The following is a 25392-nucleotide window of genomic DNA, read 5'->3' on the forward strand; positions in this document are numbered from 1 at the left end:
ACTAGCGCGCGAGGCCAGGCTTGATCGCGAAGGTCGGTCCTTCGGCACGTAGTCGCGGCTGACCGGACCGTATCCGCCGCTCAGGTTTTGAGCAGTAGGAGGCCGAATCGATGAACGCAAGATCTTGTTGCGAGGCGTAGGCCGCAAACACATCGATCTGACAATTCGTGATTCCGCCGGCTGAGCCAGTGTACTGGCGATGCGCGCCACACGAGGCTCTACCCCGTTCGAGAACGACTGTAACGTCGAGAACCTGAGCCGCGTCGGGGTCAGCGTGCGACTTCAAGGCATAGTCCCGCGCCACAGCGCGCAGGGCATTCGCATCCCAGCGGCCGCGCGACGCTTCTTAACGCCAGCGCCCAGGTTCGCCCGTTGCTTCCGCTCGAATCCAAGCCGCCTGGCCTCGCTTCGCGCCGAGCAGCCCGTCGAGGCATGCGCCTGCCGAGGCCGCGCCCCGTTCCTTCGCAAATAGCGGGGTCAAGCGTCCCGTTACCTCCAGCGGCGACGAAGCCCACGGCTTCAGCGTCGCCTCGATCGAGGCCCACCTATGGTTTCCACTTACGTATTATCTCCATCTAACTTAGTCTTTGCACTTGGTAGTGGCGTTTGCTTCATCACGAGCAAAAGCATAGACGTAGTCGACGAGAAGCACGGATGGATTTGGAGTCTTGTCGATCGGCCAACCAGACCCCAGGGCTAAATTAACCAGCAACATGAGCGGTTTTTTATGCTCCGGAGGGGTCGGCGATCGGAGTATTTCAGCGCGGTCAAAATAGAATACTAACCACTCCTTTGATACTTCAACACCATAGGTATGAAAATCGCTACTCAGAGATCCTGTTGGTACTTTTGTAACGACCTCTTTTCCCAGATCTTTTTTCGGATCCTCTTTGTTCCAGAGGTGCCATCCCGAGTGGAACCCATCAGGAAATTGCCCGTAATATTCTAGGGGGTCCACTTCAAGGGCCGGACTGAGGTCACTCTTCGGAGCGCTCGAACCCAGCCAAAACCCTGGCCATACGCCGGGACCTGGCGGCAGCTTCATGCGCGCTTCAAAATATCCGTAAACCTGTGAAAAGCCAGCCCCAGTCGGGTCGGCTGAAGACAGCAGGCCCGAGGTCCACTTGCCGTCGCTGTGTTTTCTTGCCCTGATTGTCAGGATACCGTCCTTGACGGAGAACGGGTCATTTTTTTCAGGATCCGAGAAAATATCGACAGGATCGATGAATCGCGCGTCACCGAAATCACCGTTCCACGGTGTATGGGCCGACCAACGTGTCTTCTCGTTGTTGGATGCCGAGACGCTGAGTGTATTGAAGTCTTCGGTAAACGTCCTCTTGAAGTGGCATAGGTCGATTTTGTTTCCTGTCGTTTCTGACCGAGCAGGAAAGGTGCTTTGTGACAAATATGCTACAGCAGACGCGGTGACTAAAGCGACTGAGATTTTTAGGCTTATTTTCGCCATGCTGCTCGCACCGTTTGTGTGACTAGCGGTTCAACCGTGATTTAACTCGAATGATGAGTCTCTGTAAAGTCTGCAGCAAAAATCTCTGCAAAGAGATTGTCGGCCTGTTATATTTGTTGCGTGGGATTAGATTGCCCTCCTATCCGTGGCTTCGGTCGTCTTATTCGATCGTTTCCAGTCTAAGCACTATCACGGTATCGAGATGCCCGCAGCTCGTGTGGGCGCGACAGTTTTTGATCAGCTCGCGCGTACGTCGCTGATACCTTCTGGGCATCCGACCGGTCGAAGCCCTGCTAGCTCCCGTTCGTTGACCGACGCTTCTGGGCCGAGCCTCGATGGGGGACGCATCCAGAGCGTTTTCGGATTGATCTGGTTCGTAGCCTGCCGCAGCGAAGAAGTTTGCGCACTCGTCTCGGGTGACAGTGCCGATGAGCCGCCCGATGGCCGACCATAGCCCTTCGACGGTGCGCTCGGCAGCCTTGCGCAACAGCGCCTTGAACTTGGAGAAGGCCATCTGGATCGGGTTGAAGCCCGGCGAGTAGGGCGGGTGGAACAGCAACCGCGTGCCGGCCGCTTCGATGGCCGCGCGCACGGCCTTCCTTTTGTGGCTGCTGAGATTGTCCATCGCGACGATGTCCCCGGAAATGAGTTCGGGTACGAGCGCGCTCGACGTAGGCCCGGAAGACGTCGCGGTCGATCGGTCCGTCCAGCACGAACGCCACGGCAATCCCGGACAGGCGCAGACCCGGCACCAGGGTGGTGGTCTTCCAATGGCAGTGCGGGACAGGAGAGCGCAACCGCTTTCCGCGCGGCGAGCGCCCGCGGGTTCCGGCCATGCGGGTGCGGGCCATGTTGGTGGCCGTCCAAGTCTCAGCGAGAAACACGAAGCGGGTGGGATCGAGGTCAGGCTGGCCATCGAACCACGCATCGCGGGCGGCCTTCACGTCCGGGCGATCCTGCTGAATCGCGCGGGCTGTCTTTTTTTTGCTCGTCAGGTCGCGCGCGTCGAGAAAACTCCGCAGGATCTCCGGCCCGACCGTGAGAGCGTGTTCCTCCCGCAAGCGGACGCGGAAGTCGTCCCACCCGGCGATCAGACCGTGCAGGAACGCCTCGTGCGGATCGAGCTTGAAGCGGCGTGCCCGCCCTTGCCGACGCGCCGCCAACGTCCCGGTCGCGGCCAGTGCCGTCATCCAGCGGACCGCCGTCGCGGCACCGACCCCGAGGCGTCTGGCTGCTTGCCGGCGCGAGGTCGCGCCTGCCGCGTCCACCACCCGCCCACGCAGATCTGGCTGTAAGGTCGGCCCATGCCATGCTCCTCATCTGGAGCGCGCAATGAATCAGCACCACGCCCTGCGTGGACCCAACCCATCCGACTCAGCACAAACCGAAAACGCTCTAACAGGCTGAAGAAGAATTCAGCTGCTTTTCGGTCGCACCAGTGCGCTCGTTGCGCCCCAAGCGCCTGCCCGCCGTGTTCCCTGAGATTCGGTTTCGATGACGAACGATGCTTTCGGTGCCCGCCACGGCGGGAGTTCCGTCGAGGCGCCCCGGCTAAGGCGCGTCGGCGCCCGACGTCCTAGTTGTGGCTCTCAGCCGTCTTGCGATCGACCGGCCGAAACGGTAGGGATCTAGGACCCTGAAAGGGGTGTCGGGGTGTGGCGCAGTCTGGTAGCGCACCTGGTTTGGGACCAGGGGGTCGTAGGTTCGAATCCTATCGCCCCGACCATTTGTTCAGGAGCCTGTCGCGTCAGATGCCGAGTGCCCGCATCTTCCGTCCGTCCCGGGACGCCACGCAGTCCGGCCTCGCCCGGACCAAGCAGTGGGTTCTGGAGTTCGACCGGACCAGCCCGCGCGAGATCGATCCGCTGATGGGCTGGAACGGATCCTCCGACATGATGCAGCAGGTCCGGCTGGAATTCGATACGGAGGAGGAGGCAGTGGCCTACGCCAAGCGCGAGGGCATCGCCTACCGCGTCGAGCAGCCGGCCAAGCCCGCTGCCCGCAGGGGTCTGTCCTACTCGGATAATTTCAAGTTCAACCGCACCGCGCCCTGGACGCACTGATCCGTCAGGCGTCCCGCCGCGCCCGCCAGGCCGGGTAGGGCGAATCGCCTGGCGGCCGAAGCTGGCTGATCTGCATCGGTTGCGCGTCGAGGGGCTGGCACAGCTCGGCATAGATCGTAGCGCTTCCGGCCCCGTACTGCTCGGCCTCCTCCGCCGAGAACGCGAAGTAGCCTCGCTTGAAGCCGGCGAGCCGCATCGCGGCATGGCACATCGGGCAGGGGCGCCCGCTCGCATACATCACGCAATCGGACAGATCGCGGCGGCCCAGGATCCGGCTCGCCTCGCGCAACGCCACCATCTCGGCATGGGCGCTCGGGTCGTTGGTGGCGTGGACCGTGTTGGCCGCCCGGACGAGGACGGCGCCGTCGCGCACGATCACGGCCCCGTAGGGCGAGCCGCCCGCCGCGACGTTCTCGGCGGCAAGCGCGACGGCCTCGTCAATATAGGATTCGTGCGTCGACATGATCCCGCCCCTCTCAATGGCGCTCCAACGCCGGGCCCGGCCGGGAGTTCAGAACGCGTAACGGACCGTGCAGGTGGGCAGGGTCTCGGCGAGGAGCGCCTTGAAGCGCGTGAGCCACCGGCCCTTCCAGCCGGTCCGGTAGCGCAGGTTCGCGCCTCCGCCCTCCGACACCTTGGCCTCCTGGATGTCGGGCCGCCACAGGAGGTCCTCCGCGCGGGGGTGCCAGCCCAGATTGACCGCATGCAGATCCGCGTTGTGGGTCAGCATGATGATCTCGCATTTGAGCTGCGCCCTGGCGGCGTCCGAGAGCGTGCCGTCGATCTCGGCGAAGAGGGCGCGCCAATCGGTCTCCCAGCCCTCGTAGAGGATCACGGGCGAGAAGTTGGCGTGGACCTCGTAGCCCGCCGCCACGAAATCGTTGATGGCGGCGATCCGCTCCGGCATCGGGGCGGTGCGCACGTCGACGATCCGGGCGATGCGCGCCGGCATGAGCGAGAAGCGGATCCGCGTCTTGCCCTGCGGATCGTAGTTCAACAGGTCGCGGTTCACGGTCTTGGTGGCGAACGAGGCCTTCGCGTTCGGCAGGTCGCGGAACAGCGCGATCAGGCTCCCGACGCCGCTGCTCACCGCGGCATCGACCGAGAGATCGCCGTTCTCCCCGATGTCGTAGATCCAGAAGGCCGGATCGATCAGGTCCGGCGCCGGAAGGGGGCCTTGGCGCGCGGCGTGGCGTTGGATCGCCGCGCAGGCCTGCTCGATATTCACGAACAGTGAGATCGGGTTGGCGAAGCCCTTCCGGCGCGGCACGTAGCAATAGGCACAGGCCATCGCGCAGCCGTTGGAGGTCGAGGGCGCGATGAAATGGGCGCTGCGGCCGTTCGGACGCATGGTCAGGCCCTTCTTCACCCCCAGCACGAGGGTCGAGCGCTTGATCCGCACCCAATCGTCCACCGATCCGGCATTGCCGTGCAGGTCCGGGATGTTCCAGTGCGACGGTACCGAGATGCGCTCGGCATCGGGGAAGCGCGCGAGGATCTCCTGGCCCAGCGGGTAATCGGCCACGACGGGTTCGTGGTAGATCCGTCGGATATCGAGGAGATCGCGCGTGAGGGCCATGATGGATCCGGGGCCCGGACGCGGCCCGACTCACGATATGGGGTCCGGCCGCAGGCTCGGAATGGCTTGCGACCCCTGGTCCTGGGGCCGTCCCCGTTCGCGATGGGCGGAACGCGAGAGCGCCCCGGAGCAGAGCCATCGAACGTCATGGCCAAGACTTCCTATGCGCGTGTCGCATGCCGCAGCGTGGCGATCGACAGCGGATCCAGCGCTTTGTTTTGATTTCGTCACGTAGGCCGAACCGGCGTCACCGCGTCAGAAGACAGGCGATGCCCAAAGCTCGGCTCAATCCCGGCCATCTGTAGACGCCGGTTGCCCTGCAACATTATCTTACGATTCATGAAGCATCATCGGGCGTCGCTGAATGGGCGCGCGATGATTGTTCGGGATCAGGAGATGTCGGTTCCGGTGCCTCCGGGCTTGGGTAAGACGGTGCTTCCGGCCGGGGCGCTCTCGCTTGCGCTCGTTCGGAGGGACCAGCTCGAAGCCATGCGCGGCAGCGTGCTGACGGCGATCCCGGTCAACATGCTGCTCGGGCTCGCGAGCATGCTGGTCGCGTATCACAGTGGGCACGGTGAAGCCGGCGCCCTCTGGTTCGCGTTCTCCACGATCGTGAACCTGGCTCGGATCGGCCTGTGCCGTGCGACCTGTCTCGGGTTGGGCCTGACGTCGGAGACGCCCCCGGCCATGGCCGCCGCGGCCACGCAATCGGTCGATCGGCACCTGCGCGCCTGCATCGCGGCGGCGTTCCTATCCGGCCTGGTCTGGGCCTGCCAGCCGCTCCTCTGCGAAGGCTACACCTCGACGCAGACCCTGTTCTACCTCGCAATCACCTGCGGCATTACAGCTGGCGCAGTCACGCACGGGACCGCATATGCGCGGATCCCGCTGGCCTTCATCCTGTCGCCGCTGCTCTCGGTCACCATCTGCCTCGTCGCTGTCGGCGACTTCGACCGGACCTGCCTTGCGGCTTGCGTGCTGCTCTACCTCCTCGCCCTGACGCATACGGCGTTCCGGAGCGAGGCCGGTTTCCGGGAGGCGAGCCGGATCAAGAACGAGGCGACCGCGCTGGCGCGGTCACGCGCGGAGGCCCATGCCAGCGTGAGCGCCCTGGCAGACGAGATGCGCCGACGCGCCACGCATGACGACCTGACGGGTCTGCTCAACCGAGCGGGTTTCATCCAGCAAGCTGAGAGCCGCCTCCCGACCGGGTCGATCAGCCTGTTGCTGCTCGATCTCGACGGCTTCAAGCTCGTCAACGACGTGTACGGCCACAAGGCCGGCGACCGGGTGCTGGTCGAGGTCGCCCGGCGCATCCGCGTGGAGCTGCCGGAGAGCGGCCTCGCAGCGCGGCTCGGGGGCGACGAGTTCGCGGTGCTGTACGACCCCGCCGCGTCCGGCATGCCGCACGATCGGCTGGCGGCGGCCCTCGTCGCGGCGGTCGCGCAGCCCCTGGATGGTTTCGACGCGGGTCGGCTCGGCGTGAGCATCGGCGTTCATCCCGGCCCGGAACCGAGCCTGACGGAGATGCTGAGCTGCGCCGACGCGGCTCTGTACGCCGCCAAGGCGGCCGGTCGGAACCACTATCGGATGTTCGATGCAGGCCTGCGCGAGCGGCTGCAGATCCGTCGCGATCTGGAGCGCGACCTCTCGACGGCCCTGGCGGAGGGTACTCCGGAGGTGTGGTTCCAGCCGATCTACAGCATGGACGCCCAGACGCTGGTGGGGCTCGAGGCCCTGGTGCGCTGGCAGCATCCGCGGCTCGGCTGGATCGCGCCGCCCGACCTGGTGGCCACGGCGGCGACCGCGGGGCTGACCGAGTCACTGCTGCGCTACATCCTCGAACAGGTCTGCGCGATGATGCAGATCCTGCGTGGCCGGGGGCTCGCGAATGTCCGCGTCGCCATGAACGTCTCCCCTCAGGAGATGGCACAGGTGCCGGTGGACGAAATCGTCATCGAGCGCTTGCGGGGCCTCGACCTGCCGGCCGCCATGCTCGAGATCGAGATCACCGAGGAGACTGCCCTCGATATCGCGGCCGTTCAGGGCAAGCTCCAGGCCCTGTCGCGTGCGGGCATTCGCGTGGCGCTCGACGATTTCGGCATCGGTTACTCGTCGCTGTCGTCGCTGCGCCAGCTTCGGGCGGACCGGATCAAGATCGATCGGAGCTTCGTCACGGGGCTCAGCGCCTCGGACGACAAGCGCGGTTTGGTCCTCGCGGTGCTGGGCCTGGGTCGCATGCTCGGGCTCGAGGTCGTGGCCGAGGGTGTCGAATCCGACGAGGATCTTCGCACCCTTCAGACGATGGGCTGCCCGTTTCTCCAGGGCTACCACCTCGGTCGGCCGATGCCGGCGTGTGAACTGGAGGCCAAGGTGTTCGCAAACCACATCGAAGCCGCCTGAGCGGGCAGGTCGGCGCGTTACCCGTGTGACTGGAATGTCGGCGCCGCGCGTGAAACCTTCGGCCCTGCGCGCCCCTCACCGGGGGCGATCTGCGGTCCCAGCCGGGTCGAACGGTTGCCGAGCATTCGGGCATCAATTGCTAGCGTATTCCGCATTTGCGGAATGACCGTTGGAAAACTGCGGTTTTCCACACGCGGTATATTGATAAGGTTATTGCTTAACCTGAGCTGTGCGGCATGGTATCCGCTCAAATGATCATGGAAATTGGTATGTGCGCAGCGCGAAAGCGCAACGCCCTCTGCGGGATGGCCGCGGTCTGGGCCGCCTGGGCGGTTCCCGCCTGGGCCGAGATGCGGATCGAGGCGGCGAAGATCACCGGGGGCGACCTCTGGGTCATCGGATATGCCGACGATCCGGACGTCGAGATCACGCTCGACGGCCGGTTTCCGCAGCGGACCGACAGCAACGGCTATTTCGAGTTCCGGGTCGTCTATCATCCGGAGACCTGCATCGCGACGCTTCGGACGCCGAAGCAATCCCGCGGTGTCGTGGTCGGCGGCTGTGGGCAGCAGGGTCCTCAGGCCCCCGGCATCGTCGGACCGCCCGGACCGCAGGGTCTCCGTGGTGAGCCGGGTCCGAGGGGGGAGACCGGCCGAACCGGCGAGGCGGGCGCGACGGGGATGCCGGGCCCGGTCGGTCCGCCCGGTCCGGCAGGGATTGCAGGCGTACAGGGCGAGCCCGGTCGGCCAGGGCCGGTTGGCGAAACCGGTCCTGCCGGGGAGACTGGCCCGTCCGGGGTGATGGGCCCGATGGGCCCCGCCGGACCGCGCGGAGCCCAGGGGCCGGTGGGTCCGCCCGGACCGGCCGGTCCACCCGGAAAGGCCGCGGCCCCCAGCACCGCGCAGAAGGTGGCACCGCCCCCCCGGCGCGCGGCGAGCCGGCCGCGTCCGGACCGGGAAGAGCCGTCGCCAAACGCCTCGCCCGATGTCGAGCCGGGCGGCGGCGTGACGTCGGAAGATCGGTACTGAGCCAGTTTCGCAAACTGGTCTGCTGGTTTGTCGAAGGATGCCTGCGGCCGGCTCGGACCCAAGCGGAGGATGCGTTGACGTGCCGACGCAACTCTGCGGAGGGTCATGCCCGGCCGTACCCGCACGGCCGTCTCCGCCAAGTCGATCAGACCCGGTAGTGATCCCGATACCAGCGGACGAACCGCTCCACGCCGACCTCGATGGGCGTGCTCGGCGCATACCCGACCGCGGCCGCGAGATCCTCGACATCCGCGTAGGTGGCGGGCACGTCGCCGGGCTGCATCGGCAGGAATTCCTTGCGCGCACTGCGGCCCAGGCAGTCTTCCAGGATCTCGATCAGGCGCAGCAACGGTACCGGCTGGTGGGTGCCGATGTTGTAGACCCGATAGGGGGCGCTGCTGCTGCCGGGATCGGGCGCGTCCGAATTCCAGTCGGGATTGCGTGACGCCGGCGTCCCGGCGAGGCGCACGACGCCTTCGACGACGTCGTCGATATAGGTGAAATCGCGCTGCATCCGGCCGTGGCCGAACACCCGGATGGGCTCGTCTGCCAGGATCGCCCGGGTGAACAGGAACAGCGCCATGTCGGGACGGCCCCAGGGGCCGTAGACCGTGAAGAAACGCAGGCCGCTGCACGGGATGCCGTAGAGGTGGCTGTAGCTGTGGGCGAAGAGTTCGTTCGCCTTCTTGGTCGCCGCGTAGAGGCTGACCGGATGATCGACGTTCTGGTGGACCGAGAACGGCATCCGCGTCACCGCCCCGTAGACCGAGCTCGACGAGGCGTAGAGCAGGTGGCCGATCCGCGCGTGCCGGCAGCCCTCCAGTACATTGAGAAAGCCGTCGATGTTGCTCCGCGCGTAGGCGTGCGGGTTCTCGATCGAGTGGCGCACGCCCGCCTGCGCGGCGAGGTGGATGACCGTGTCGAAGGCCTGCTCCCGGAACACCGCCTCCGTGGCTGCCCGGTCGGCCAGGTCGATCTTCCGGAACGTGAATCCGTCGAAACGCCTGAGCGCGGCGAGTCGGCTCTCCTTCAGCGCGACGTCGTAATACCCGTTCAGGTTATCGAGCCCGACGACACGGCAGCCGGCCTCCAGGCAGCGTGTGGCCACGTGATAGCCGATGAACCCGGCCGCCCCGGTTACCAGGACTTGCTTCATCGCGCGCTCCGAGGCTGCGGCACGCTCCACATATACGTGCGGCGGCGGATTGTAGACACCCTGCACCGCAATCCGGAGACGCTCGGATTATCCCGCTAGGGGCTTCGGAGCCGCCCGCCGCCGCTCAGCCCACAGGCCGCAAGGTGTCGCCGCGCGCGATCGCGCCACTCGCGATCACCTCCGCGTAGACGCCGAGATCGCGGTGGCCGAGCCGCGCGTCCAGGGTCCAGGGGATGTCGCAGTCGCGGATGCCGCTGGTCGGATCGACATTGGTGGCCGCGCACCGCACCGTCCGCTTGGTGATCTTGAGCCGAAGCCCGCTCGGCGCCTCGATCACTTGGCCGACCATCTCCAACTCGGCGAAGGGGGCGAGCCCCTCGATCAGCAGGTTGCCGCGGAAGCGCAGGGGATCGACCGGCGTGCCGATGTAATCCTCCACCGCCGCCACGCTCGCTCGGTTGATCAGCGAGACATAGCCGGTGGGTGAGTCGGTGAACCGGTATTGCGGCGGCGCTTCGAGGACCTTCGGGTCGCCGCGCAGACTCTCGGGGACGAACCGGCGCATCAGGTCGGCGAGGCCGTCGCGTCCGGCCTCGGTATCGAGGCGGAAGCTCTGCGGATCGCCGCAGCCCTCCACGGTCAGCGTCGCCGTGGCATCGTCGTAGCGGGTGCGCAACCGGGCCAGGGCCTCGTCGCGCATCAGCATCAGGTACTTGGTCTTGGGCTGGTGCCGGGGCGCCACCGCGTTGAAGCCCGAGGGCCCGTTCTCGATGGCGTAGAGCCGGTCGCCGGGGAAAAATCCGCTGGTCTCGAGGTCGGCCCGCTCGACGGGTTCGGGGCTCAGGCCCTTCACCGGATAGCGGTACAAGGCGCTGACGTGAATCGCATCGGTCATGCACGCAGCGTGGCCCTGAAATGATCCGCCGCGCAAGAGCTTCGCCGCCCCTTGTGGTGCTCAATTGCAACACCACATCCGGTCTACCGGCGGCCACCATTGGCGCCGGGGCCCTCGTGCGGCGCTGTGCCGGAGGGCGACGTTTCGGTGGCGCCGTGCCTCATCTTGGGCGGCGGATGCCGGTACGGGAGGGTTGTGCATGAACTTTGAGAAATACACCGAACGCGCCCGGGGCTTCGTGCAGGCGGCGCAGAACCTCGCGATGCGCGAGGGACATCCGCAATTGCAGCCGGGCCACCTGCTCAAGGTGCTGCTCGACGATCCGGAGGGCCTATGCGCCGGCCTGATCGACCGCGCCGGCGGTCAGTCGCGCGTCGCTCTGGCCCAGACCGAGCAGTGGCTCGCCAAGCAGCCGAAGGTCTCGGGCAACGCGTCCGCCCCGCAGGCGACGCGTGAGCTGATGCGCCTGTTCGACACCGCCGAGAAGGCCGCCGAGAAGGCGGGCGATTCCTACGTCACCGTGGAGCGTCTGCTCCTCGCCCTGGCGGTGGAGAAGGATTCCGAGGCCGGCCGGGCGCTCCAGGCGGCGGGCGTCACCCCCGCCTCGCTGAACGGCGCCATCAACGCCCTGCGCAAGGGCCGCACCGCCGACAACGCTTCGGCCGAGAACGCCTACGACGCGCTGAAGAAGTATGCCCGCGACCTCACCGAGGCCGCCCGGGACGGCAAGCTCGACCCGGTGATCGGCCGCGACGAGGAGATCCGGCGGACCATCCAGGTCCTGTCCCGGCGAACCAAGAACAATCCGGTGCTGATCGGCGAGCCCGGCGTCGGCAAGACCGCGATCGTCGAGGGGCTGGCCCTGCGCATCATCAACGGCGACGTGCCCGAATCCTTGCGCGACAAGAGCCTGCTCGCCCTCGACATGGGCGCGCTGATCGCCGGCGCGAAGTATCGCGGCGAGTTCGAGGAGCGGCTGAAGGGCGTGCTCTCCGAGGTCACGGCGGCCGCGGGTGGGATCATCCTGTTCATCGACGAGATGCATACGCTGGTCGGCGCCGGGAAGGCCGATGGGGCGATGGATGCCTCGAACCTGCTGAAGCCTGCGCTGGCCCGCGGCGAGCTGCACTGCGTCGGCGCGACCACGCTCGACGAGTACCGCAAGCACGTCGAGAAGGATGCGGCTCTGGCCCGGCGCTTCCAGCCGGTCTTCGTCTCGGAGCCGACCGTGGAGGACACGGTCTCGATCCTGCGCGGCCTGAAGGAGAAGTACGAGCAGCACCACGGCGTGCGCATCCAGGATTCGGCCTTGGTGGCGGCGGCGACGCTGTCGAACCGCTACATCACCGACCGGTTCCTGCCCGACAAGGCGATCGACCTCGTGGACGAGGCCGGCTCGCGCCTGCGCATGCAGGTCGATTCGAAGCCCGAGGAACTCGACAACGTCGACCGCGAGATCGTCCGGCTGAAGATCGAGGCGGAGGCGCTCAAGAAGGAGACCGATTCCGCTTCCCGCGACCGGCTGGTCCGGCTGGAGAAGGAACTCGGCGATCTCGAAGAGCGCTCGGCGGCGATCACCGCCCGCTGGAAGGCCGAGAAGGACAAGCTCGGCACGGCGGCCGGCTTGAAGAAGAAGCTCGACGAAGCCCGCAACGAGCTGGCCGCGGCACAGCGCCAGGGCCAATACCAGCGCGCCGGCGAGCTGGCCTACGGCGTGATCCCGGGCCTTGAGAAGCAGCTCGCCGAGATCGAGGCGAAGGCCGAGAACGGCCGCGACACGATGATGGAGGAGGCGGTTACGCCAGCCCACATCGCTGGCGTGGTCTCCCGTTGGACCGGCGTGCCGGTAGACAAGATGCTGGAGGGCGAGCGCGAGAAGCTCCTGGCCATGGAGGAGGCGCTCGCCAAGCGCGTGGTCGGCCAGCGCGAAGCGGTCGAGGCGGTCTCGACCGCGGTCCGGCGCGCCCGCGCAGGCCTGCAGGATCCGAACCGGCCGATCGGCTCGTTCATGTTCCTCGGGCCCACGGGCGTCGGCAAGACCGAGCTGACCAAGGCGCTCGCCGGCTTCCTGTTCGACGACGATACGGCGCTCGTGCGCATCGACATGTCCGAGTACATGGAGAAGCACGCGGTCGCCCGGCTGATCGGCGCGCCTCCGGGCTATGTCGGCTACGAGGAGGGCGGCGCCCTCACCGAGGCCGTGCGGCGGCGGCCCTATCAGGTCGTGCTGTTCGACGAGGTCGAGAAGGCGCATCCGGACGTGTTCAACGTCCTGTTGCAGGTGCTCGACGACGGGCGGCTCACCGACGGGCAGGGGCGCACGGTCGACTTCCGCAACACGCTGCTGATCATGACCTCGAATCTCGGGTCCGAGTATCTGGTCAACCAGCCCGCGGGTGCGGAAACCGAGGCGGTACGGGACGAGGTGATGGGCGTGGTGCGCAGCCACTTCCGGCCCGAATTCCTCAACCGGGTCGACGAGATCATCCTGTTCCACCGGCTCGCCCGGTCCGAGATGGGGGCGATCGTGGAGATCCAGCTCGGGCGCCTGCAGAAGCTTCTGGACGATCGCAAGATCACCCTGGAGGTCGACGAGGACGCCAAGAACTGGCTCGCCGACAAGGGCTACGACCCGGCCTATGGGGCGCGGCCGCTGAAGCGGGTGATCCAGAAGAACGTCCAGGATCCGCTGGCCGAGCTGGTGCTCTCCGGCAAGCTCCATGACGGCGAGACGGTGCCGGTGCAGCTCGGCCCGATGGGGCTGATGATCGGCGACGTCACGGTCGGCACCGAGCGGCGGCCGGTCCATGCGACGCTGAACTGAGCGCCCACGGCGCAGAGTTGGTGAGGGGGCGGCGCGCCTTGATGTGGCGCGCCGCCCCCTTTTTGTTCGTGACGCCAGGTGTCAGCCGGCCATCGGTTTCCTGCGGGTCAGGATCGCGAGCTGCAGCATCAGGGCCGCCACCGCGACCCCGGCTGCCGCGACCGGCAGGGCGGTGATGCCCGCCACCGTCACGACCACGCCCCCGAGCGCGGCGCCCACGGCGCCGCCGAGATAGTTCGCGGAGCTGTTCAGTGCGACGGCGACGCTGCCGTGGTCGGGTCTCAGGCTGAGCAGCGTGTGCTGCTGCGGCGCCTGTGAGGCCCAGCCCATCGCACCCCAGATCAGGAACGGCAGGAAGCCCAGGAAGCCGAGACCGAGCAGAGCCGGCAGTGCGGCCAGCGTCAGGGCCAGGATAGCCAGGATCAGGGCCATCAGACGCCGGGGCGCGCCCGTCCAGTCGATCAGGGAGCCGACCGCGAAGCTGCCGACGAGGCCGCCAAGGCCCCAGATCCAGAAATACGATGCCGCAGCCGCGCCGAGCCCCGCGCGATCAAGCAGCGGCGCCACGTAGGTGTAGAGGCCGAGGCTGGCCACCGCGGTCAGGAACGAGACCGCCACGGTGGCGACGATTTGCGGATCGGCGAGAAGCGCGACCCGCGCCTGCCGGGACGGGGGCTCCGGGGCGGGAATATCGGGCAGACGCAGGAGGATCGCGGCCGTCGCCAGGGCGCCGAGCAGCGCGACCATCAAGAGCGTCCCCTGCCAGCCCAGACGCTGCGCGATCCAGAGACCGGCCGGCACGCCGATGACCGTGCCGGTGCTCATGCCGCCGAGCGTGACGGCGAGGGCGCGGCCCTTGCGCCGTGGATCCGCCAGGGTGGCGGCCGCGGCGACCGCCACCGGCGCGTACAGACCCGCGGCAAGGCCGGCGAGTGCCCGGGCGAGGAGCAGCCCCCATAGGCCCGCCGCCCAGGCACTCAGCGCGTTGGCGGCCGCGAAGACCGCGAGCGCCAGCGCTAGGATCTTTCGGACGGGCCGCCCCGCCAGCAGCGTGGCGCAGACCGGCGCGGCCAGGGCGTAGGTGAGGGTGAAGACGGTCACGGTCTGCCCGGCTTCGCCGGGCGCGATCTCGAAGCTCGCGCCGATCCCCGGCAACAGGCCGGCGACGACGTAGGCATCCAGGCCCAGGGCGAACATCCCGAGGGCGAGTACGGCGATACGTTCCATTGCACGACTCGCTTTACGATGTACGACGAAGAACGTACATTATCGCCACCATGAGCCCACGCAAGTTCTTCCACCCGGATGCCGCCGAGCTGACGCTGCACCGGATCCTGTTCGCGCTGAGTGATCCAACGCGGCTCGCCGTGGTCGCCGACCTCAAGGACGGGACAGAGCACGCCTCCGGCAACCTTCTGGCCGACAGCGTGCCGCGCTCGACGATGACGCATCACCTCAAGATCCTGCGCGAGGCCGGAGTCACGCGCACGCGGCCCGAGGGGATGCGCTGCCTGATCTCGCTCCGGCGTGAGGATGTCGATGCGCGCTTTCCCGGCCTGCTGGACGCGATCATGCGGCATGGGAATGCGGATGAGCCGCCGATGGCGACAACCCGTACGACGATGCGCTGACTTGTCGGCGGCCGGCCTTCGGGACCGGTTCTAAGCGCGAAGGATCGCCCGCGCCAGATCGGCCGCCTGATCCCGATCCCGGCAGATCATCCAGAGATCGTCGTGGCCCGAGAGCCCGGCATCGAACAGGTCGATGAACGCGGCCGGCGGCTCCGCGAGATCCGGCCAGTGGACCAAGCGGAAACCCAGCGCCTCGAACACGGGCAGCACCGGAGCGAGGTCCCAGAGCATATGATTGCTCAAGGTCGCGTCGAGCCGGCCGGTCGCCAGCAGGGCGGCATCAGCGATCGCGCCACCTTCGCCCCAGGGAAACCAGCCCCGCCCGTAATCCAGGGTGTAGCGCTGCGCCGCGACGGCGAGCCAGCCGACATGCCCGGTGTGCGTGTCAGGCCGTTCCAGCGGCCGCAGCGCCTCGGTCGGGCGTCCGCCCCGCGTAGGCGCCCAGAGGGCCTGACCCTCGCAGGCCGCCAGCAGGATGCCGCGCGCGTCCTCGGCCGACCGGATCCGGGCGGGGCCGGCGCGATCCTCGTTCCAGACCGGCAGGGTCATGACGCCGATGCGCGGCCAGCCCGACCGGCAGGCCGCAACCATCACGCCCCAGCCCGTGAGGCCGCCCGCGAAGGGGCGGGTCCCGTCGATCGGATCGGCCACGAAGGTCCAGGCGTCCCGAGCGAGCATCGCCGAGGCGGCGGCACGGCTCAGCTCGCCGGCCGTCTCCTCCTCGATCAGGTCCGGGCCGAACCGGTCATGCGCCAAGCGGCTGACGGCGAGATCGGCCCTGGTGAGGGCTTGGCCCAGATCCGGACCCTTGTTGGTCATATCCAGTCCGGCCACCCGCATCCGCAGGGCGAGCGCAGCCGCGTCCTCGGCAAAGGCCAGCATCCGGGCGAGGACATCCTGCGCCGGGGCATCGGGCGGAACGCTCATGCGGCAAACAATTCGGGGTTGCGGAGCATGAGCGCCTGGACGAGCACCAGCGTCTTGAGATCGGGCAGCCGGCCCGAGCGGGCGGCCTCGCCCAATTCCGCGAGCGGAATCTCGATGGGCAGCACCTGCTCGCCCTCCGCGTGCAAACCGCCACCGGCCGCGACCTTGTCGGCCTGGCGATAGGGCGCGAGGTAGAGCCAGAGGCGCTCCGAGGACACGCTCGGCATGCTGTAGGCATGCGTCACGCACTCCAAGTGAGCGAGGCGGACGCCCGCTTCCTCCATGGCTTCCCGGATCGCGGTCGCCTCGGGCTCGCCGCCGTCGAGGCCGCCGGCTGGGGCCTCGTCGAGATCGGCCGGTTCGCCCCAGAAGGCCGGCCCGACCCGGGCTTGCCGGACGAGCAGCGCCACGCGCCGCTCGGGGTCATAGGGCAGGACGACGGCCGCCTCGCCATGATCCTCCAGCGCCCGCGGCACGGTGCTGCCGTCCGCCAGGGTGAGGGTGGCGATCCCGAAGGTGTTCCACCCCCGGTGGATCACCTTCAGGGGCAGCGCGGCCGGCGTCTCGCTCATCGGGACGGGTCAGCGCTGGGTGTTGGCGGCCGTCTGGCCGAACATCACCTTCTTGGCGTCCTCGCTCATGGTCTTCCCGAAATCGGGATTGACCTCCGGCGCCCGGGCATAGGCCGCCTTGGTGGCGGGCCGCTCGGCGATCGCCGAGAACCAGCGCTTCAGGTTCGGATGCGAATCGAGATCCTGGCCCTGCTTCTCCCACGGCACGATCCAGGGATAGCAGGCCATGTCGGCGATGGAATACTCGGATCCGGCGACATACGCGCGGTCGGCCAGGCGCCGGTCGAGCACGCCGTAGAGCCGGTTGGTCTCGTTGACGTAGCGCTTGATCGCGTACTCGATCTTCTCCGGCGCGTATTGCGAGAAGTGATGGTTCTGGCCGGCCATCGGGCCGAGGCCGCCCATCTGCCAGAACAGCCACTGGAGCACCTCGGCCCGGCCGCGCAGGTCGCGGGGGATGAAGCGCCCGGTCTTCTCGGCGAGGTAGAGCAGGATCGCGCCCGATTCGAACAGCGAGACCGGCGCGCCACCATCGGCCGGCTCGTCGTCGATGATCGCCGGCATGCGGTTATTGGGGGCGATCTTCAGAAAGTCTGGGTTGAACTGCTCGCCTTTTCCAATATTGACCGGACTAAATTTGTAAGACAGGCCTGCCTCTTCGAGGAACATCGTGATCTTGTGGCCGTTCGGCGTCGGCCAGTAATGCAGATCGATCATCGGCTTGCGTCCCGCTATGCCCCCGGCGGACGGGAAGTGGGCCTGCGGGGCGCTGCGGTCAAGCTCTGGCTCGGACTTGCTCGTCGGCCTCCGACAGACACGCGCGGTATCTCGGCCGGGCCGGAACGGCGGAGACCGGGATCGGAGAGTCGATTCTCCAACTCCCTCATCCTGAGATGCCGGAGCGCAGCGGAGGCCTCGAAGGAGCATTCCAGAGGCTACGGCGATCTCTGGAGGCCTCCTTCGAGGCCTGCTGACGCAGGCACTTCAGGATGAGGTCGAGGCAGTTTCGAAGTGGCCCTCAGAGACGCGATACGTAAGCCGCCAGATCCTTGATGTCGGCCTCGCTCAGCTCCTGCGCGACCTCGTTCATGGCAGGGTCGTAGCCCGGCCGCGCGTTCGATTTGTAGCCGGCAAGCGCCTTCAGGAGATACTCTTCCCGTTGGTCGCGGATGCGCGGGATCGCATCGCGGCCGGCGAGGTCGGCGCCGTGGCAGGAGGTGCATTGGTGCTTGGCGACGAGCGCCTGGGCCCGTGCCATCAGGGCCGGATCGGCGGGGTCCCCGGTCCGGGCCGGCGGCGGCAGCGTACCCACCGCGTCCGCGTAGGCGCGTAGGTCGTCGTCGGAGAACCCGGCGGCGATGTCGTTCATCGGCGGTGCCTCGCGCTGCTTCTCGCGGAACTGGAACAGCTGCGTGACCACGTAATCCGGCATCTGACCGCCGAGCGAGGGTATGCCCTCGGTCTCGGACGTGCCCGCACCGTGGCAGGCAATGCAGGGGGCGAGACGCTCCTGCATCGCCGCATCCGGGGCGGCGAGCGCCGCGCCCGCCAACAGCGATCCGAGGGCCGGAATCAGCCCCCGAATCGCGCGTAACCCGAGGAAATGCTGCATCACTGGCCGTAGCTGACCCGGTAAATCGCGCCGTTATAATCGTCCGACACGAGTAGCGACCCGTCCTTGGCCACCAGCACGTCGACCGGGCGGCCGACATACTTGTTGTCCTGCAGGAATCCGGTGAGGAACGGCTCGACCGCCGCGACCTTGCCGTCCGTCCCGGGCCTGGCCACCACAACGGCGCCGCCGAGCTTGGTGGTGCGATTCCACGAGCCGTGCTGCGCGATGAAGATCGCGTCGCGATAGGCCTCCGGGAACTGCGTGCCGGTGTAGAATCGCATCCCCAGCGAGGCCGTATGCGGCCCGAGCAGGCCCGTCGGCGCGGTGAACTCGGCGCAGGAATGGCCCCAGCCGTATTCCGGATCCGTGAAGGTTCCCTGGTGGCAGTACGGGTAGCCGAAATGCTGCTTGCCCGGCTCGGTGAGCACGTTCAGCTCGTCGTTCGGGATATCCTCCGAGACCCAGTCGCGGCCGTTATCGGTGAACCAGAGCTGCTTGGTCTTCGGGTTCCAGTCGAAGCCCACCGTGTTGCGCACGCCCCGGGCGATGACCTCGGGGTTCTTGCCGTCGAGGTCCATCCGGCGGATCTGCGCGTGGGTGTCGGGCGGCATCACGATGTTGCCCGGAGCGCCGATCGGCACGTAGAGCTTGTTGTCCGGTCCAATGGCGATGAACTTCCAGCCATGGGCCTCGTCCTTCGGCAGATCGTCAGTGACGAGGGTCGGCTTCTCGGAGCCGTCGAGATGATTCGCGATGTCGTCGTAGCGCCAGATCTTCGAGAGTTCGGCCACGTAGAGGGCGCCGTCGTGGAACGCGACTCCGTTCGGCCGGTGCAGGCCCGACGCGATGGTCTTGATCTCGCGCTTTCCGTCCGGCCCCGCCTGCGGCAGCACCGCGTAGACCTTGCCCACGGTCCGCGTGCCGACGAACAGCGTCCCGTCCGGCGCCTGGGTCATCTCGCGGGCATTGGCGATGCCGCTGGCATAGACCTCGATCTTGAACCCGTCCGGCACCTTGAGCTTGTCGAGCGGCAGCTTGGCGACCGGCGTCGCGAGCGGCGGACCCGCCACCGGGGCGAGCTTCGAGGCCGCGCCACCCTCGGGGCGGCCATAGAGGGCATCGCCGCGCTCGACGGCCTTCACGGGTGCCGGCGGGGCCGCGGAGGCGGGCGTCTCCTGGGCGTGCGCGGCGTAGGGGCCAACCGCACCCAGGCCCAGGCAGGTGAGGGCAGCGGCGAGGCTGCGGGTCAGGAGCGGCTTGCTCGAAATCTTGTCGGTTGGCGTCATGGTGTCTCCCGATGCGGCCGGTTCTCGCTCAGACCGCGTGTTCTGCACTCTTTATTCAACGAGAAGCTTCAGAATGCGAGCTACTCAACGGAGACCCTTGCGACAGCCCTCCGGCACCGTAACCCGGTTTGGATTGGAGCGCCTTCCGCCGAAGTGGACACAGGTTCGTGCGTGCCGGTGCCACGTTTCGATCCATCTTTTCGATGAGGTAGGCTGTTACTTCGACAAACATCCGATTTATGGCTTGCCGTGCTGATTAGACAGACCTGATGTGAAATTCGGCATAAATATCATCACAATGAGACTGCGTATCACAATAAGACTATTTATCTTTCCCGTCGGTACGGTAATGTTTTAGAATGATGGACATGCTGAAGCATGTGATGATAAATGATTTATGCTGATATGACGGGCTATTCTGACGAAGGAATGGCGCCGTATTTAGCTTCGGTTAGGCAATGGAATAAGGATAATGCAGTGAATTACGCGTCGCACATTGGGCAGGATCAATGGGTGGTGGAATGTTACCGTGGCCTTCGTGGCGGATATTTTTTAGAATTCGGCGCATTTGACGGGATAACGACAAGCAACACAATTTATCTGGAAAAAAAGCTTGGCTGGAATGGTATATGCGTCGAGGCAAATCCAAATTACTATAAATCCGTATGCGCTAATCGGTCGTGCGTCACCGTGAATTGTGCACTCTGGCCAGAGTCAAGAATTTGCATGGAATTGGAGGATGCACACGGTTTGAGTAAACTGGTTGCGGTTTAATCAGAAGGCAATACGGCGAGCTTGAGGGCATCGGCTACAAGGGGAATAGTGAAGGTCGACACATTAAATCCAGTTGAACTCCTCGAGCGCTACAATGCCCCGACGGAGATACATTGTATGTCGCTAGACATCGAGGGGGCGGAGCTTGCGGTATTGGAGGCTTTTGATTTCTCTCGGTATTGCTTCGGACTAGCAAGCGTCGAGCACAACTTCGAGCAACTGAAGCGTGATGCTATCCGTAGCATCTTCAAGCGTCATGGTTATGAAGTATGCGAACTTCGGAACGATGATTTATTCTACAATATTGCAGTTTTACATGGACTAAGCGGAGGACAATGCGAGCATCCTGAACATATGCGTAACCGTGTAATTAATAGCTATGTGGTTAAATGACGAAATGGCGCCGTTAATAAAGCAATTCGGTGAAAAATTCAGCCGATATGCAGGTAAGATAGGCCGTCAATCGAACGTACTTTCACCTGCGCACTAAATCAGGGGTTTTTGCATCGTTCGTGTCGCCGGCCTAGCTAACCCCGCTGTCTTCGCAGGAACGGCGCAGTTTTGCCAAGCGCCCAGCGGAAGACGCGTGCGCCGGCGTCGCTGCGCTTGAAGCCGAGATAGACGAAGTCGCGCAAGAACTGGCCGCTCTGCGGAATGTTTAGCGCCAAGAGGTGTCGCACTCCGCCCACCAGATTTGCGGTCGTGTGTCCCCGCAGCCGAGCGACCGGGCCCTTAATGGCGGCGAGGCCCAGAACTTTCGGTCCCACGGGCTCGTAGGTGCACCGATAGAGCGAGTCGGCCTGCGGTTTGGTGCCATCGGGCAGCCGTTTGGCGAAAGCCTGGGTCGCGCGTCACCGGTTGGGGCGGATCGGCCCCCTGTCGCCGTACCGTCAGGGCAGCGCCGCGGGCGTACAGACGCACGGCGCGGATACCCTTTTTCGCCCCCCCATGGCAGCCGCCCGGGACCTGGCTGCTATGCAGGACATGGCGGAGGAGCTCCGCGCGCATCGACAGGAATCGGTAGAGCGATCTTCAAGGTCGGCATCGGATGTCGGGCTTACAGGTCAGGCCGGGATGCCGCTTCGTTTGAGCAGGCCACGTGCGTGCGCCTTGCGTTTTGGCGATCGATCTCCGAAAACGCCCCCCGTCCGGGAAGCTTAGGCTTGGCCGGGGTGGCCGGTTGTCCGCCGGAGCCCGGTCGACGCGGCGTTCCGATCCGGTGCGAGGACAAAGTTCGATGATCGATTACGCGCAGGCGCGGCGGATGATGGTCGACTGCCAGTTGCGGACCTTCGACGTGAACGACAACACGGTGCTCGACGCATTCGACACCGTGCCGCGCGAGAGCTTCGTGCCGAGGGACCGCGAGCCTTTCGCGTATATCGACCAGACCCTGCATATCGGCGAGGCCCACGGCTCGACCCGCTGCATGCCGGCCCCGATGGTGGTGGCGCGGATGATCCAGGCCCTGAAGATCCGGCCGGGCGTGTCTGCCCTCGACGTCGCCGCCGGCTACGGCTATGCGGCGGCGGTGATGGCGCATCTCGGTGCGCAGGTGACGGCGCTCGAGTCGGTGCCGGAACTGGCCGCCGAGGCGCGCGCCCGGCTCGGCACCGCCGCTCAGGTGGTCGAGGGGCCGATCGAATCGGGCGCGCCGAAGCAGGCGCCGTTCGATGCGATCCTGATCAACGGCCGCATCGAGGTCCGGCCGCAGGCGCTGCTGGATCAGCTCAAGGACGACGGCCGCCTCGTCTGCGTGATGGGCCCCCACCGCAACGCCAAGGTGACCCTGTTCGTCCGGGCCGGCGACGCCTTCGGGGCGCGCCCGTTGTTCGACGCGTCGCTGCCCGGCCTAGACGGTTTTCAGGAGGCGGCCGGGTTCGCGTTCTGAAGGCTCCGGGCGCTCAGCCGAGCCGGTAATCCGCCATCCGCGCGCGCCGCGCGCTGCGGCGGTAGGCCATCACGGAATCGGGCCAGAGGGTTGCGTTGCGCCCCTCCGCGTCGAGATACCAGCTCCGGCAGCCGCCGGCCTGCCAGATGCTATCGGCAAGGCGGGTGCGGATCCGGTCGAGGAAGCGCGCCTGCGCCTCCGGGCGGACCTCGATGACGCGGGTGCCCCGCCGCAGGGCCTTCAGGCAATCAAGCACGTGCTGCACCTGAACCTCGATCATCGCGACGACCGAGTTGTGCCCGAGCCCCGTATTCGGCCCGAGCAGCATGAAGTAGTTCGGGAAGCCCGCAACCGTGATGCCCTGGTAGGCGCCCATGCCGCCGGACCAGGCCTGCTTCAGCGTCAGGCCTCTGCGGCCGACGAGGTTCATCCGCGTGAAGGTCGCGGTCACGTCGAAGCCGGTGGCGTAGACGATGACATCGAGATCGTGCGCCTGGCCGTCCTGGGTGACCAGTCCGGTCGGCGTCACCCGCGCGACACCGCCGGTTTCCAGGGTGACGTTCGGACGCTGCAGCGCCGGGTAATAGTCGTCCGAGATGAGCACCCGCTTGCAGCCGAGCCGGTAGTTCGGCGTCAGCTTCGCCCGCAATGCCTTGTCGGGCACCGCTTTGGCGAGATGGCGGCGCGCCAGGGCCTCGGCTTGGCCGGTGAGCTTCGAGACCTTGGTGAAGCCGAGCAGCGCGCGCACCTCGTGAAGCCAGAACAGCCGGGCCCGTTCGAGCCGCCGGACCAGCGGCAGGCGCCGGTAGCGCGTCTTGGCGCGCTCCGCGATGGCGTGGTCGTTCTTGGGCATGATCCAGGGCGGCGTGCGCTGGAACAGGGTCAGGTGGCCGGCCACCTTCGCGAGTTCCGGTACCACCTGGATCGCGCTCGCCCCCGTGCCGATCACGCCGATTCGCTTGCCGGTGAGGTCCACCGCATGATCCCAAGTGGCCGTGTGAAAGGCCGGCCCCGCGAAGCTGTCGCGGCCCGGCAGGTCGGGATAGGCCGGATGATGCAGGCCGCCCATGCCGGAGACGATTGACCGCGCGGTGATCGGCCCGCGATCGGTCGCCACGCGCCAGACACCACCCGCCTCGTCCCAGGTCGCACCCTGGAAAGAGGTGCCGAGCCGGATCAGCGGCATCAGCCCGTGGCGCTCGGCGGTTTCGCGCAGGTAGGCCAAAATCTCCGGTTGCGGCGCATACATCCGGCTCCAGTCCGCCTTCGGGGCGAACGAGAGGGAGTAGAGGTGGGAGGGGACGTCACAGGCCGCCCCCGGATAGGTGTTGTCGTGCCACGTGCCGCCGAGGCTGTCGGCCTTCTCGATCACCCGCAGCGGCGCGATCCCGGCCTGCTTGCAGCGGATCGCCATGGCGAGCCCGGAGAAGCCGGCGCCGACGATGAGGACCGCCAGCGGCTCCGGACCGGTCTCGTTCGGCACATCGGTGATCATGCGGGGCTCCCGGACGTTGCGTCGGTCTTCGGTGCATGGGCCTTGAGGAAGGCAGCGGCCTCGTCGAGGGAGGCGCGCGCCTCGGGCAGCATGCTCACCGCGAACTGCCAGGCATGGGCGACGACGGGAAAGACCTTCGCCTCGGCTACCACTCCGGCCGCCCGGGCCCGCTCAGCCATGCGCACGGAATCGTCGCGCAGAACCTCCCGGCCGCCCACATGGAACAGCAACGGCGGAAATCCGGTCGGGTCGCCGAGCAGCGGCGAGATTCGCGGATCGGCCGGGTCGGCGTTTCCGAGATACATGTCCCGGATCTTCGCAAGGGCCTTCGGGTCGAACATCGCGTCGCGCCATGCATTCGTGATGCGCGAGCCCTCCTCCGACACGAAGTCGGTGGCCGGAGAGAATAGCGCGCCGGCCCAGGGCATCGGCAGGTTGCGGACCCGCGCCTCGCCCATGAGCACGAGGGCGAGGTTGGCGCCGGCGGATTCGCCCGCCACGCAGGCCGCGCCCTCGGCGCTGAACGCACGCCAGACCGCTACGACATCCTCCAGCGCGGCCGGAAACGGGTGCTCGGGGGCGAGCCGGTAATCGGGGACGAAGATCGTGAAGCCGCGGTTGGCCAGGGCACCCGTGACGGGCCGGTGCGTGCGCGGGGAGCAGGCGATGAAGCCGCCGCCGTGGATGTAGAGCATCCGCTGACAGGGTCCCGCCTTCGGCCGGACCCACTCGCCCCGCACGCCGCCAAGGGTGGCAGGCTCGTATGTCACGCCCTTCGGATCGGGGAAGGTCGGTGCCTGGAAGATGCGGCGGAAGTCGGCCACATTGCGGGCCCTGGCCAGCTGGCCCCGGACGCGGCTGCGGATCATGTAGGCGCCGATATAGGCGCGCAGGCTCGCCATCTCAGAGTTTCCCGCCGGACAATCGGACCATCAGCTTCCAATATCCCACCGGCATCAGCCGCTGGATCAGCGCCGCGTTGCGGGCATCCTTGCCGATCACGATGCGGGGCGCCCGGACCTCGAGGCCGCCGATGATCGCTGCAGCGGCGTCCGCGGGGGCGAGCGTCAGGAACTTGCCGAAGGCTTCCCGGGCCTTCTCGTCCTCCACCGCCGCGCGCTTGGCCGCGTCGGGATCGGTGGGCGGGCGCCGGCCGCGGGCGTTGCGTGAGATGGCAGTCGCGACGCCGCCCGGATGGACCACGGTCACACCGAGCCCGGTGCCGGCATATTCGTGCCGCAGCGCCTCCGAGAAGCCGCGAACGGCGAACTTGCTGGTGCAGTAGGCAACCTGACCGGGCGGCGCGATCAGCCCGAACAGGCTCGACAGGTTGACGATCTGCGCCGCGGGGCGCGCCTTCAGCATCGGCAGGAAGGCGTGGCACATCCGCACGACCGCGCGCAGGTTGATGTCCATCAGCCACTCGAAATCTTCGAGGTGCGTCTCGTCGAACCGGCCGCCCAGAGCCACGCCGGCGTTGTTGATGAGGATATCGACGTGACCGAAACGTTGTGCGGCCCAGTCCGGCAACGCGCGGATCGCCGCTGCGTCCACGAGGTCGACGACCCGGGTCTCGACCGCGGCGCCGTGCTCGCGGATCCGCCGGGCGATCGTTTCGAGCCCTTCGGGATCGCGGTCCACCAGCAGCAGGCTGCAGCCCTTCGCGGCGAGGCCGGTGGCCAGCGCGGCCCCGATGCCGCTCGCGGCGCCGGTGATGAGCGCGACTTTTCCCGCGAGCTGAAACCTGTGAGCCAAGCTGCGCCTCCCGTTTCGCCGGTTGGTCCGGGC

Annotated in this window: 21 protein-coding genes, 1 tRNA gene and 2 pseudogenes; 8 read left to right on the forward strand and 16 right to left on the reverse strand. The window is 66.7% G+C overall.

The window, feature by feature from the left end:
- Window position 1 precedes the first annotated feature (1 nt).
- From OXS27_RS03315 to OXS27_RS03325, 3 genes and pseudogenes are all read right to left on the reverse strand, one after another.
- Window positions 2-535, reverse strand: a pseudogene (locus tag OXS27_RS03315) (transposase).
- A gap of 45 nt (window positions 536-580) precedes the next feature.
- Window positions 581-1465, reverse strand: coding sequence for a glycoside hydrolase family 16 protein (locus OXS27_RS03320; RefSeq protein ID WP_267354290.1), 885 nt, complete (start codon window positions 1463-1465; stop codon window positions 581-583).
- 367 nt (window positions 1466-1832) lie between these two features.
- Window positions 1833-2771: pseudogene (locus OXS27_RS03325) on the reverse strand (IS630 family transposase); the annotation flags it as partial.
- A gap of 343 nt (window positions 2772-3114) precedes the next feature.
- Here OXS27_RS03325 and OXS27_RS03330 point away from each other — a divergent pair.
- Window positions 3115-3191 (forward strand) — tRNA-Pro (locus OXS27_RS03330).
- A 25-nt stretch (window positions 3192-3216) separates the two neighbouring features.
- Window positions 3217-3528 carry an ETC complex I subunit gene (locus OXS27_RS03335; protein WP_243918178.1) on the forward strand — a complete coding sequence of 104 codons (312 nt, stop codon included), beginning with the start codon at window positions 3217-3219 and terminating at the stop codon, window positions 3526-3528.
- Window positions 3529-3532: 4 nt separating this feature from the next.
- On the opposite strand, the gene OXS27_RS03340 is transcribed toward OXS27_RS03335, so the two are convergent.
- Both OXS27_RS03340 and OXS27_RS03345 read right to left on the reverse strand, forming a co-directional pair.
- Window positions 3533-3991 (reverse strand): nucleoside deaminase, encoded by a 459-nt coding sequence (locus OXS27_RS03340; protein WP_267354291.1) that lies wholly within the window; start codon window positions 3989-3991, stop codon window positions 3533-3535.
- A gap of 48 nt (window positions 3992-4039) precedes the next feature.
- Window positions 4040-5107 (reverse strand): spore photoproduct lyase family protein, encoded by a 1068-nt coding sequence (locus OXS27_RS03345; protein WP_267354292.1) that lies wholly within the window; start codon window positions 5105-5107, stop codon window positions 4040-4042.
- Between the two features lie 489 nt (window positions 5108-5596).
- Between OXS27_RS03345 and OXS27_RS03350 the strand changes: the two genes are divergently transcribed.
- Together OXS27_RS03350 and OXS27_RS03355 are read left to right on the forward strand one after the other, a co-directional pair.
- Window positions 5597-7510 (forward strand): GGDEF domain-containing phosphodiesterase, encoded by a 1914-nt coding sequence (locus OXS27_RS03350; RefSeq protein WP_267354778.1) that lies wholly within the window; start codon window positions 5597-5599, stop codon window positions 7508-7510.
- A gap of 269 nt (window positions 7511-7779) precedes the next feature.
- Complete coding sequence (locus OXS27_RS03355; protein ID WP_267354293.1) at window positions 7780-8538, forward strand: collagen-like protein; 759 nt, start codon at window positions 7780-7782, stop codon at window positions 8536-8538.
- A gap of 145 nt (window positions 8539-8683) precedes the next feature.
- On the opposite strand, the gene OXS27_RS03360 is transcribed toward OXS27_RS03355, so the two are convergent.
- Both OXS27_RS03360 and OXS27_RS03365 read right to left on the reverse strand, forming a co-directional pair.
- On the reverse strand, window positions 8684-9694 hold the full coding sequence (locus OXS27_RS03360) for an NAD-dependent epimerase (RefSeq protein ID WP_267354294.1): 1011 nt from the start codon (window positions 9692-9694) through the stop codon (window positions 8684-8686).
- A 124-nt stretch (window positions 9695-9818) separates the two neighbouring features.
- The gene (locus OXS27_RS03365) at window positions 9819-10589 is read right to left on the reverse strand and encodes an MOSC N-terminal beta barrel domain-containing protein (RefSeq protein WP_267354295.1); all 771 of its coding nucleotides are present in this window, start codon (window positions 10587-10589) and stop codon (window positions 9819-9821) included.
- A 199-nt stretch (window positions 10590-10788) separates the two neighbouring features.
- Here OXS27_RS03365 and clpB point away from each other — a divergent pair, with 199 nt between their 5' ends.
- Window positions 10789-13413: an ATP-dependent chaperone ClpB gene (gene clpB, locus OXS27_RS03370; protein WP_267354296.1), complete on the forward strand. Its 2625-nt coding sequence runs from the start codon at window positions 10789-10791 to the stop codon at window positions 13411-13413.
- Between the two features lie 81 nt (window positions 13414-13494).
- Here the strand turns inward: clpB and OXS27_RS03375 are convergent, their stop codons facing one another.
- The gene (locus tag OXS27_RS03375) at window positions 13495-14640 is read right to left on the reverse strand and encodes an MFS transporter (RefSeq protein WP_267354297.1); all 1146 of its coding nucleotides are present in this window, start codon (window positions 14638-14640) and stop codon (window positions 13495-13497) included.
- A gap of 50 nt (window positions 14641-14690) precedes the next feature.
- Here OXS27_RS03375 and OXS27_RS03380 point away from each other — a divergent pair, with 50 nt between their 5' ends.
- Window positions 14691-15044, forward strand: a complete 354-nt coding sequence (locus OXS27_RS03380; protein ID WP_243918158.1) for a helix-turn-helix domain-containing protein — start codon at window positions 14691-14693, stop codon at window positions 15042-15044.
- 30 nt (window positions 15045-15074) lie between these two features.
- Here OXS27_RS03380 and OXS27_RS03385 read toward each other — a convergent pair whose 3' ends face one another.
- The 5 genes from OXS27_RS03385 to OXS27_RS03405 form a co-directional block, all read right to left on the reverse strand.
- Window positions 15075-15971, reverse strand: a complete 897-nt coding sequence (locus OXS27_RS03385) for an inositol monophosphatase family protein (protein WP_267354298.1) — start codon at window positions 15969-15971, stop codon at window positions 15075-15077.
- Window positions 15968-16543: an NUDIX hydrolase gene (locus OXS27_RS03390; RefSeq protein WP_243918154.1), complete on the reverse strand. Its 576-nt coding sequence runs from the start codon at window positions 16541-16543 to the stop codon at window positions 15968-15970. Before OXS27_RS03390 ends, OXS27_RS03385 begins: the two co-directional genes overlap by 4 nt.
- Before the next feature lie 9 nt (window positions 16544-16552).
- Window positions 16553-17260, reverse strand: a complete 708-nt coding sequence (locus OXS27_RS03395; RefSeq protein ID WP_267354299.1) for a glutathione binding-like protein — start codon at window positions 17258-17260, stop codon at window positions 16553-16555.
- Between the two features lie 301 nt (window positions 17261-17561).
- A complete protein-coding gene (locus OXS27_RS03400; protein WP_346732983.1) occupies window positions 17562-18155 on the reverse strand; it encodes a c-type cytochrome in 594 nt (197 codons plus the stop codon).
- Window positions 18155-19444, reverse strand: coding sequence for a PQQ-dependent sugar dehydrogenase (locus OXS27_RS03405; protein ID WP_267354301.1), 1290 nt, complete (start codon window positions 19442-19444; stop codon window positions 18155-18157). The genes OXS27_RS03400 and OXS27_RS03405 overlap by 1 nt, the downstream gene beginning before the upstream one ends.
- A 795-nt stretch (window positions 19445-20239) precedes the next feature.
- On the opposite strand from OXS27_RS03405, the gene OXS27_RS03410 reads away from it, so the two are divergent.
- Window positions 20240-20611: an FkbM family methyltransferase gene (locus OXS27_RS03410; RefSeq protein ID WP_276592297.1), complete on the forward strand. Its 372-nt coding sequence runs from the start codon at window positions 20240-20242 to the stop codon at window positions 20609-20611.
- An 844-nt stretch (window positions 20612-21455) separates the two neighbouring features.
- Window positions 21456-22109 (forward strand): protein-L-isoaspartate O-methyltransferase, encoded by a 654-nt coding sequence (locus tag OXS27_RS03415; RefSeq protein WP_243918145.1) that lies wholly within the window; start codon window positions 21456-21458, stop codon window positions 22107-22109.
- A 13-nt stretch (window positions 22110-22122) separates the two neighbouring features.
- Here the strand turns inward: OXS27_RS03415 and OXS27_RS03420 are convergent, their stop codons facing one another.
- Genes OXS27_RS03420 through OXS27_RS03430 form a run of 3 tightly spaced genes read right to left on the reverse strand, consistent with a single transcriptional unit; the run spans window position 22123 to window position 25359 of the window.
- Window positions 22123-23604 (reverse strand): NAD(P)/FAD-dependent oxidoreductase, encoded by a 1482-nt coding sequence (locus OXS27_RS03420; protein ID WP_267354303.1) that lies wholly within the window; start codon window positions 23602-23604, stop codon window positions 22123-22125.
- On the reverse strand, window positions 23601-24506 hold the full coding sequence (locus tag OXS27_RS03425) for an alpha/beta hydrolase (RefSeq protein ID WP_267354304.1): 906 nt from the start codon (window positions 24504-24506) through the stop codon (window positions 23601-23603). Before OXS27_RS03425 ends, OXS27_RS03420 begins: the two co-directional genes overlap by 4 nt.
- 1 nt (window position 24507) lies before the next feature.
- A complete protein-coding gene (locus OXS27_RS03430) occupies window positions 24508-25359 on the reverse strand; it encodes an SDR family oxidoreductase (RefSeq protein ID WP_243918139.1) in 852 nt (283 codons plus the stop codon).
- Window positions 25360-25392: the final 33 nt, after the last annotated feature.

This window comes from Methylobacterium sp. GC_Met_3, from assembly GCF_026540775.1.
Lineage (GTDB): Bacteria > Pseudomonadota > Alphaproteobacteria > Rhizobiales > Beijerinckiaceae > Methylobacterium.

What these genes read in the sequence shown, in the direction of transcription:
- OXS27_RS03380 (WP_243918158.1), top strand. Translation starts at nt 14,691, where the DNA reads ATGAGCCCACGCAAGTTCTTCCACCCGGATGCCGCCGAGCTGACGCTG.
- OXS27_RS03350 (WP_267354778.1), top strand. Translation starts at nt 5,597, where the DNA reads ATGCGCGGCAGCGTGCTGACGGCGATCCCGGTCAACATGCTGCTCGGG.
- OXS27_RS03365 (WP_267354295.1), bottom strand. Translation starts at nt 10,589, where the DNA reads ATGACCGATGCGATTCACGTCAGCGCCTTGTACCGCTATCCGGTGAAG.
- OXS27_RS03345 (WP_267354292.1), bottom strand. Translation starts at nt 5,107, where the DNA reads ATGGCCCTCACGCGCGATCTCCTCGATATCCGACGGATCTACCACGAA.
- OXS27_RS03400 (WP_346732983.1), bottom strand. Translation starts at nt 18,155, where the DNA reads ATGCAGCATTTCCTCGGGTTACGCGCGATTCGGGGGCTGATTCCGGCC.
- OXS27_RS03405 (WP_267354301.1), bottom strand. Translation starts at nt 19,444, where the DNA reads ATGACGCCAACCGACAAGATTTCGAGCAAGCCGCTCCTGACCCGCAGC.
- OXS27_RS03395 (WP_267354299.1), bottom strand. Translation starts at nt 17,260, where the DNA reads ATGATCGATCTGCATTACTGGCCGACGCCGAACGGCCACAAGATCACG.
- OXS27_RS03375 (WP_267354297.1), bottom strand. Translation starts at nt 14,640, where the DNA reads ATGGAACGTATCGCCGTACTCGCCCTCGGGATGTTCGCCCTGGGCCTG.
- OXS27_RS03415 (WP_243918145.1), top strand. Translation starts at nt 21,456, where the DNA reads ATGATCGATTACGCGCAGGCGCGGCGGATGATGGTCGACTGCCAGTTG.
- OXS27_RS03360 (WP_267354294.1), bottom strand. Translation starts at nt 9,694, where the DNA reads ATGAAGCAAGTCCTGGTAACCGGGGCGGCCGGGTTCATCGGCTATCAC.
- OXS27_RS03420 (WP_267354303.1), bottom strand. Translation starts at nt 23,604, where the DNA reads ATGATCACCGATGTGCCGAACGAGACCGGTCCGGAGCCGCTGGCGGTC.
- OXS27_RS03385 (WP_267354298.1), bottom strand. Translation starts at nt 15,971, where the DNA reads ATGAGCGTTCCGCCCGATGCCCCGGCGCAGGATGTCCTCGCCCGGATG.
- OXS27_RS03335 (WP_243918178.1), top strand. Translation starts at nt 3,217, where the DNA reads ATGCCGAGTGCCCGCATCTTCCGTCCGTCCCGGGACGCCACGCAGTCC.
- OXS27_RS03355 (WP_267354293.1), top strand. Translation starts at nt 7,780, where the DNA reads ATGTGCGCAGCGCGAAAGCGCAACGCCCTCTGCGGGATGGCCGCGGTC.
- clpB (WP_267354296.1), top strand. Translation starts at nt 10,789, where the DNA reads ATGAACTTTGAGAAATACACCGAACGCGCCCGGGGCTTCGTGCAGGCG.
- OXS27_RS03425 (WP_267354304.1), bottom strand. Translation starts at nt 24,506, where the DNA reads ATGGCGAGCCTGCGCGCCTATATCGGCGCCTACATGATCCGCAGCCGC.
- OXS27_RS03320 (WP_267354290.1), bottom strand. Translation starts at nt 1,465, where the DNA reads ATGGCGAAAATAAGCCTAAAAATCTCAGTCGCTTTAGTCACCGCGTCT.
- OXS27_RS03340 (WP_267354291.1), bottom strand. Translation starts at nt 3,991, where the DNA reads ATGTCGACGCACGAATCCTATATTGACGAGGCCGTCGCGCTTGCCGCC.
- OXS27_RS03390 (WP_243918154.1), bottom strand. Translation starts at nt 16,543, where the DNA reads ATGAGCGAGACGCCGGCCGCGCTGCCCCTGAAGGTGATCCACCGGGGG.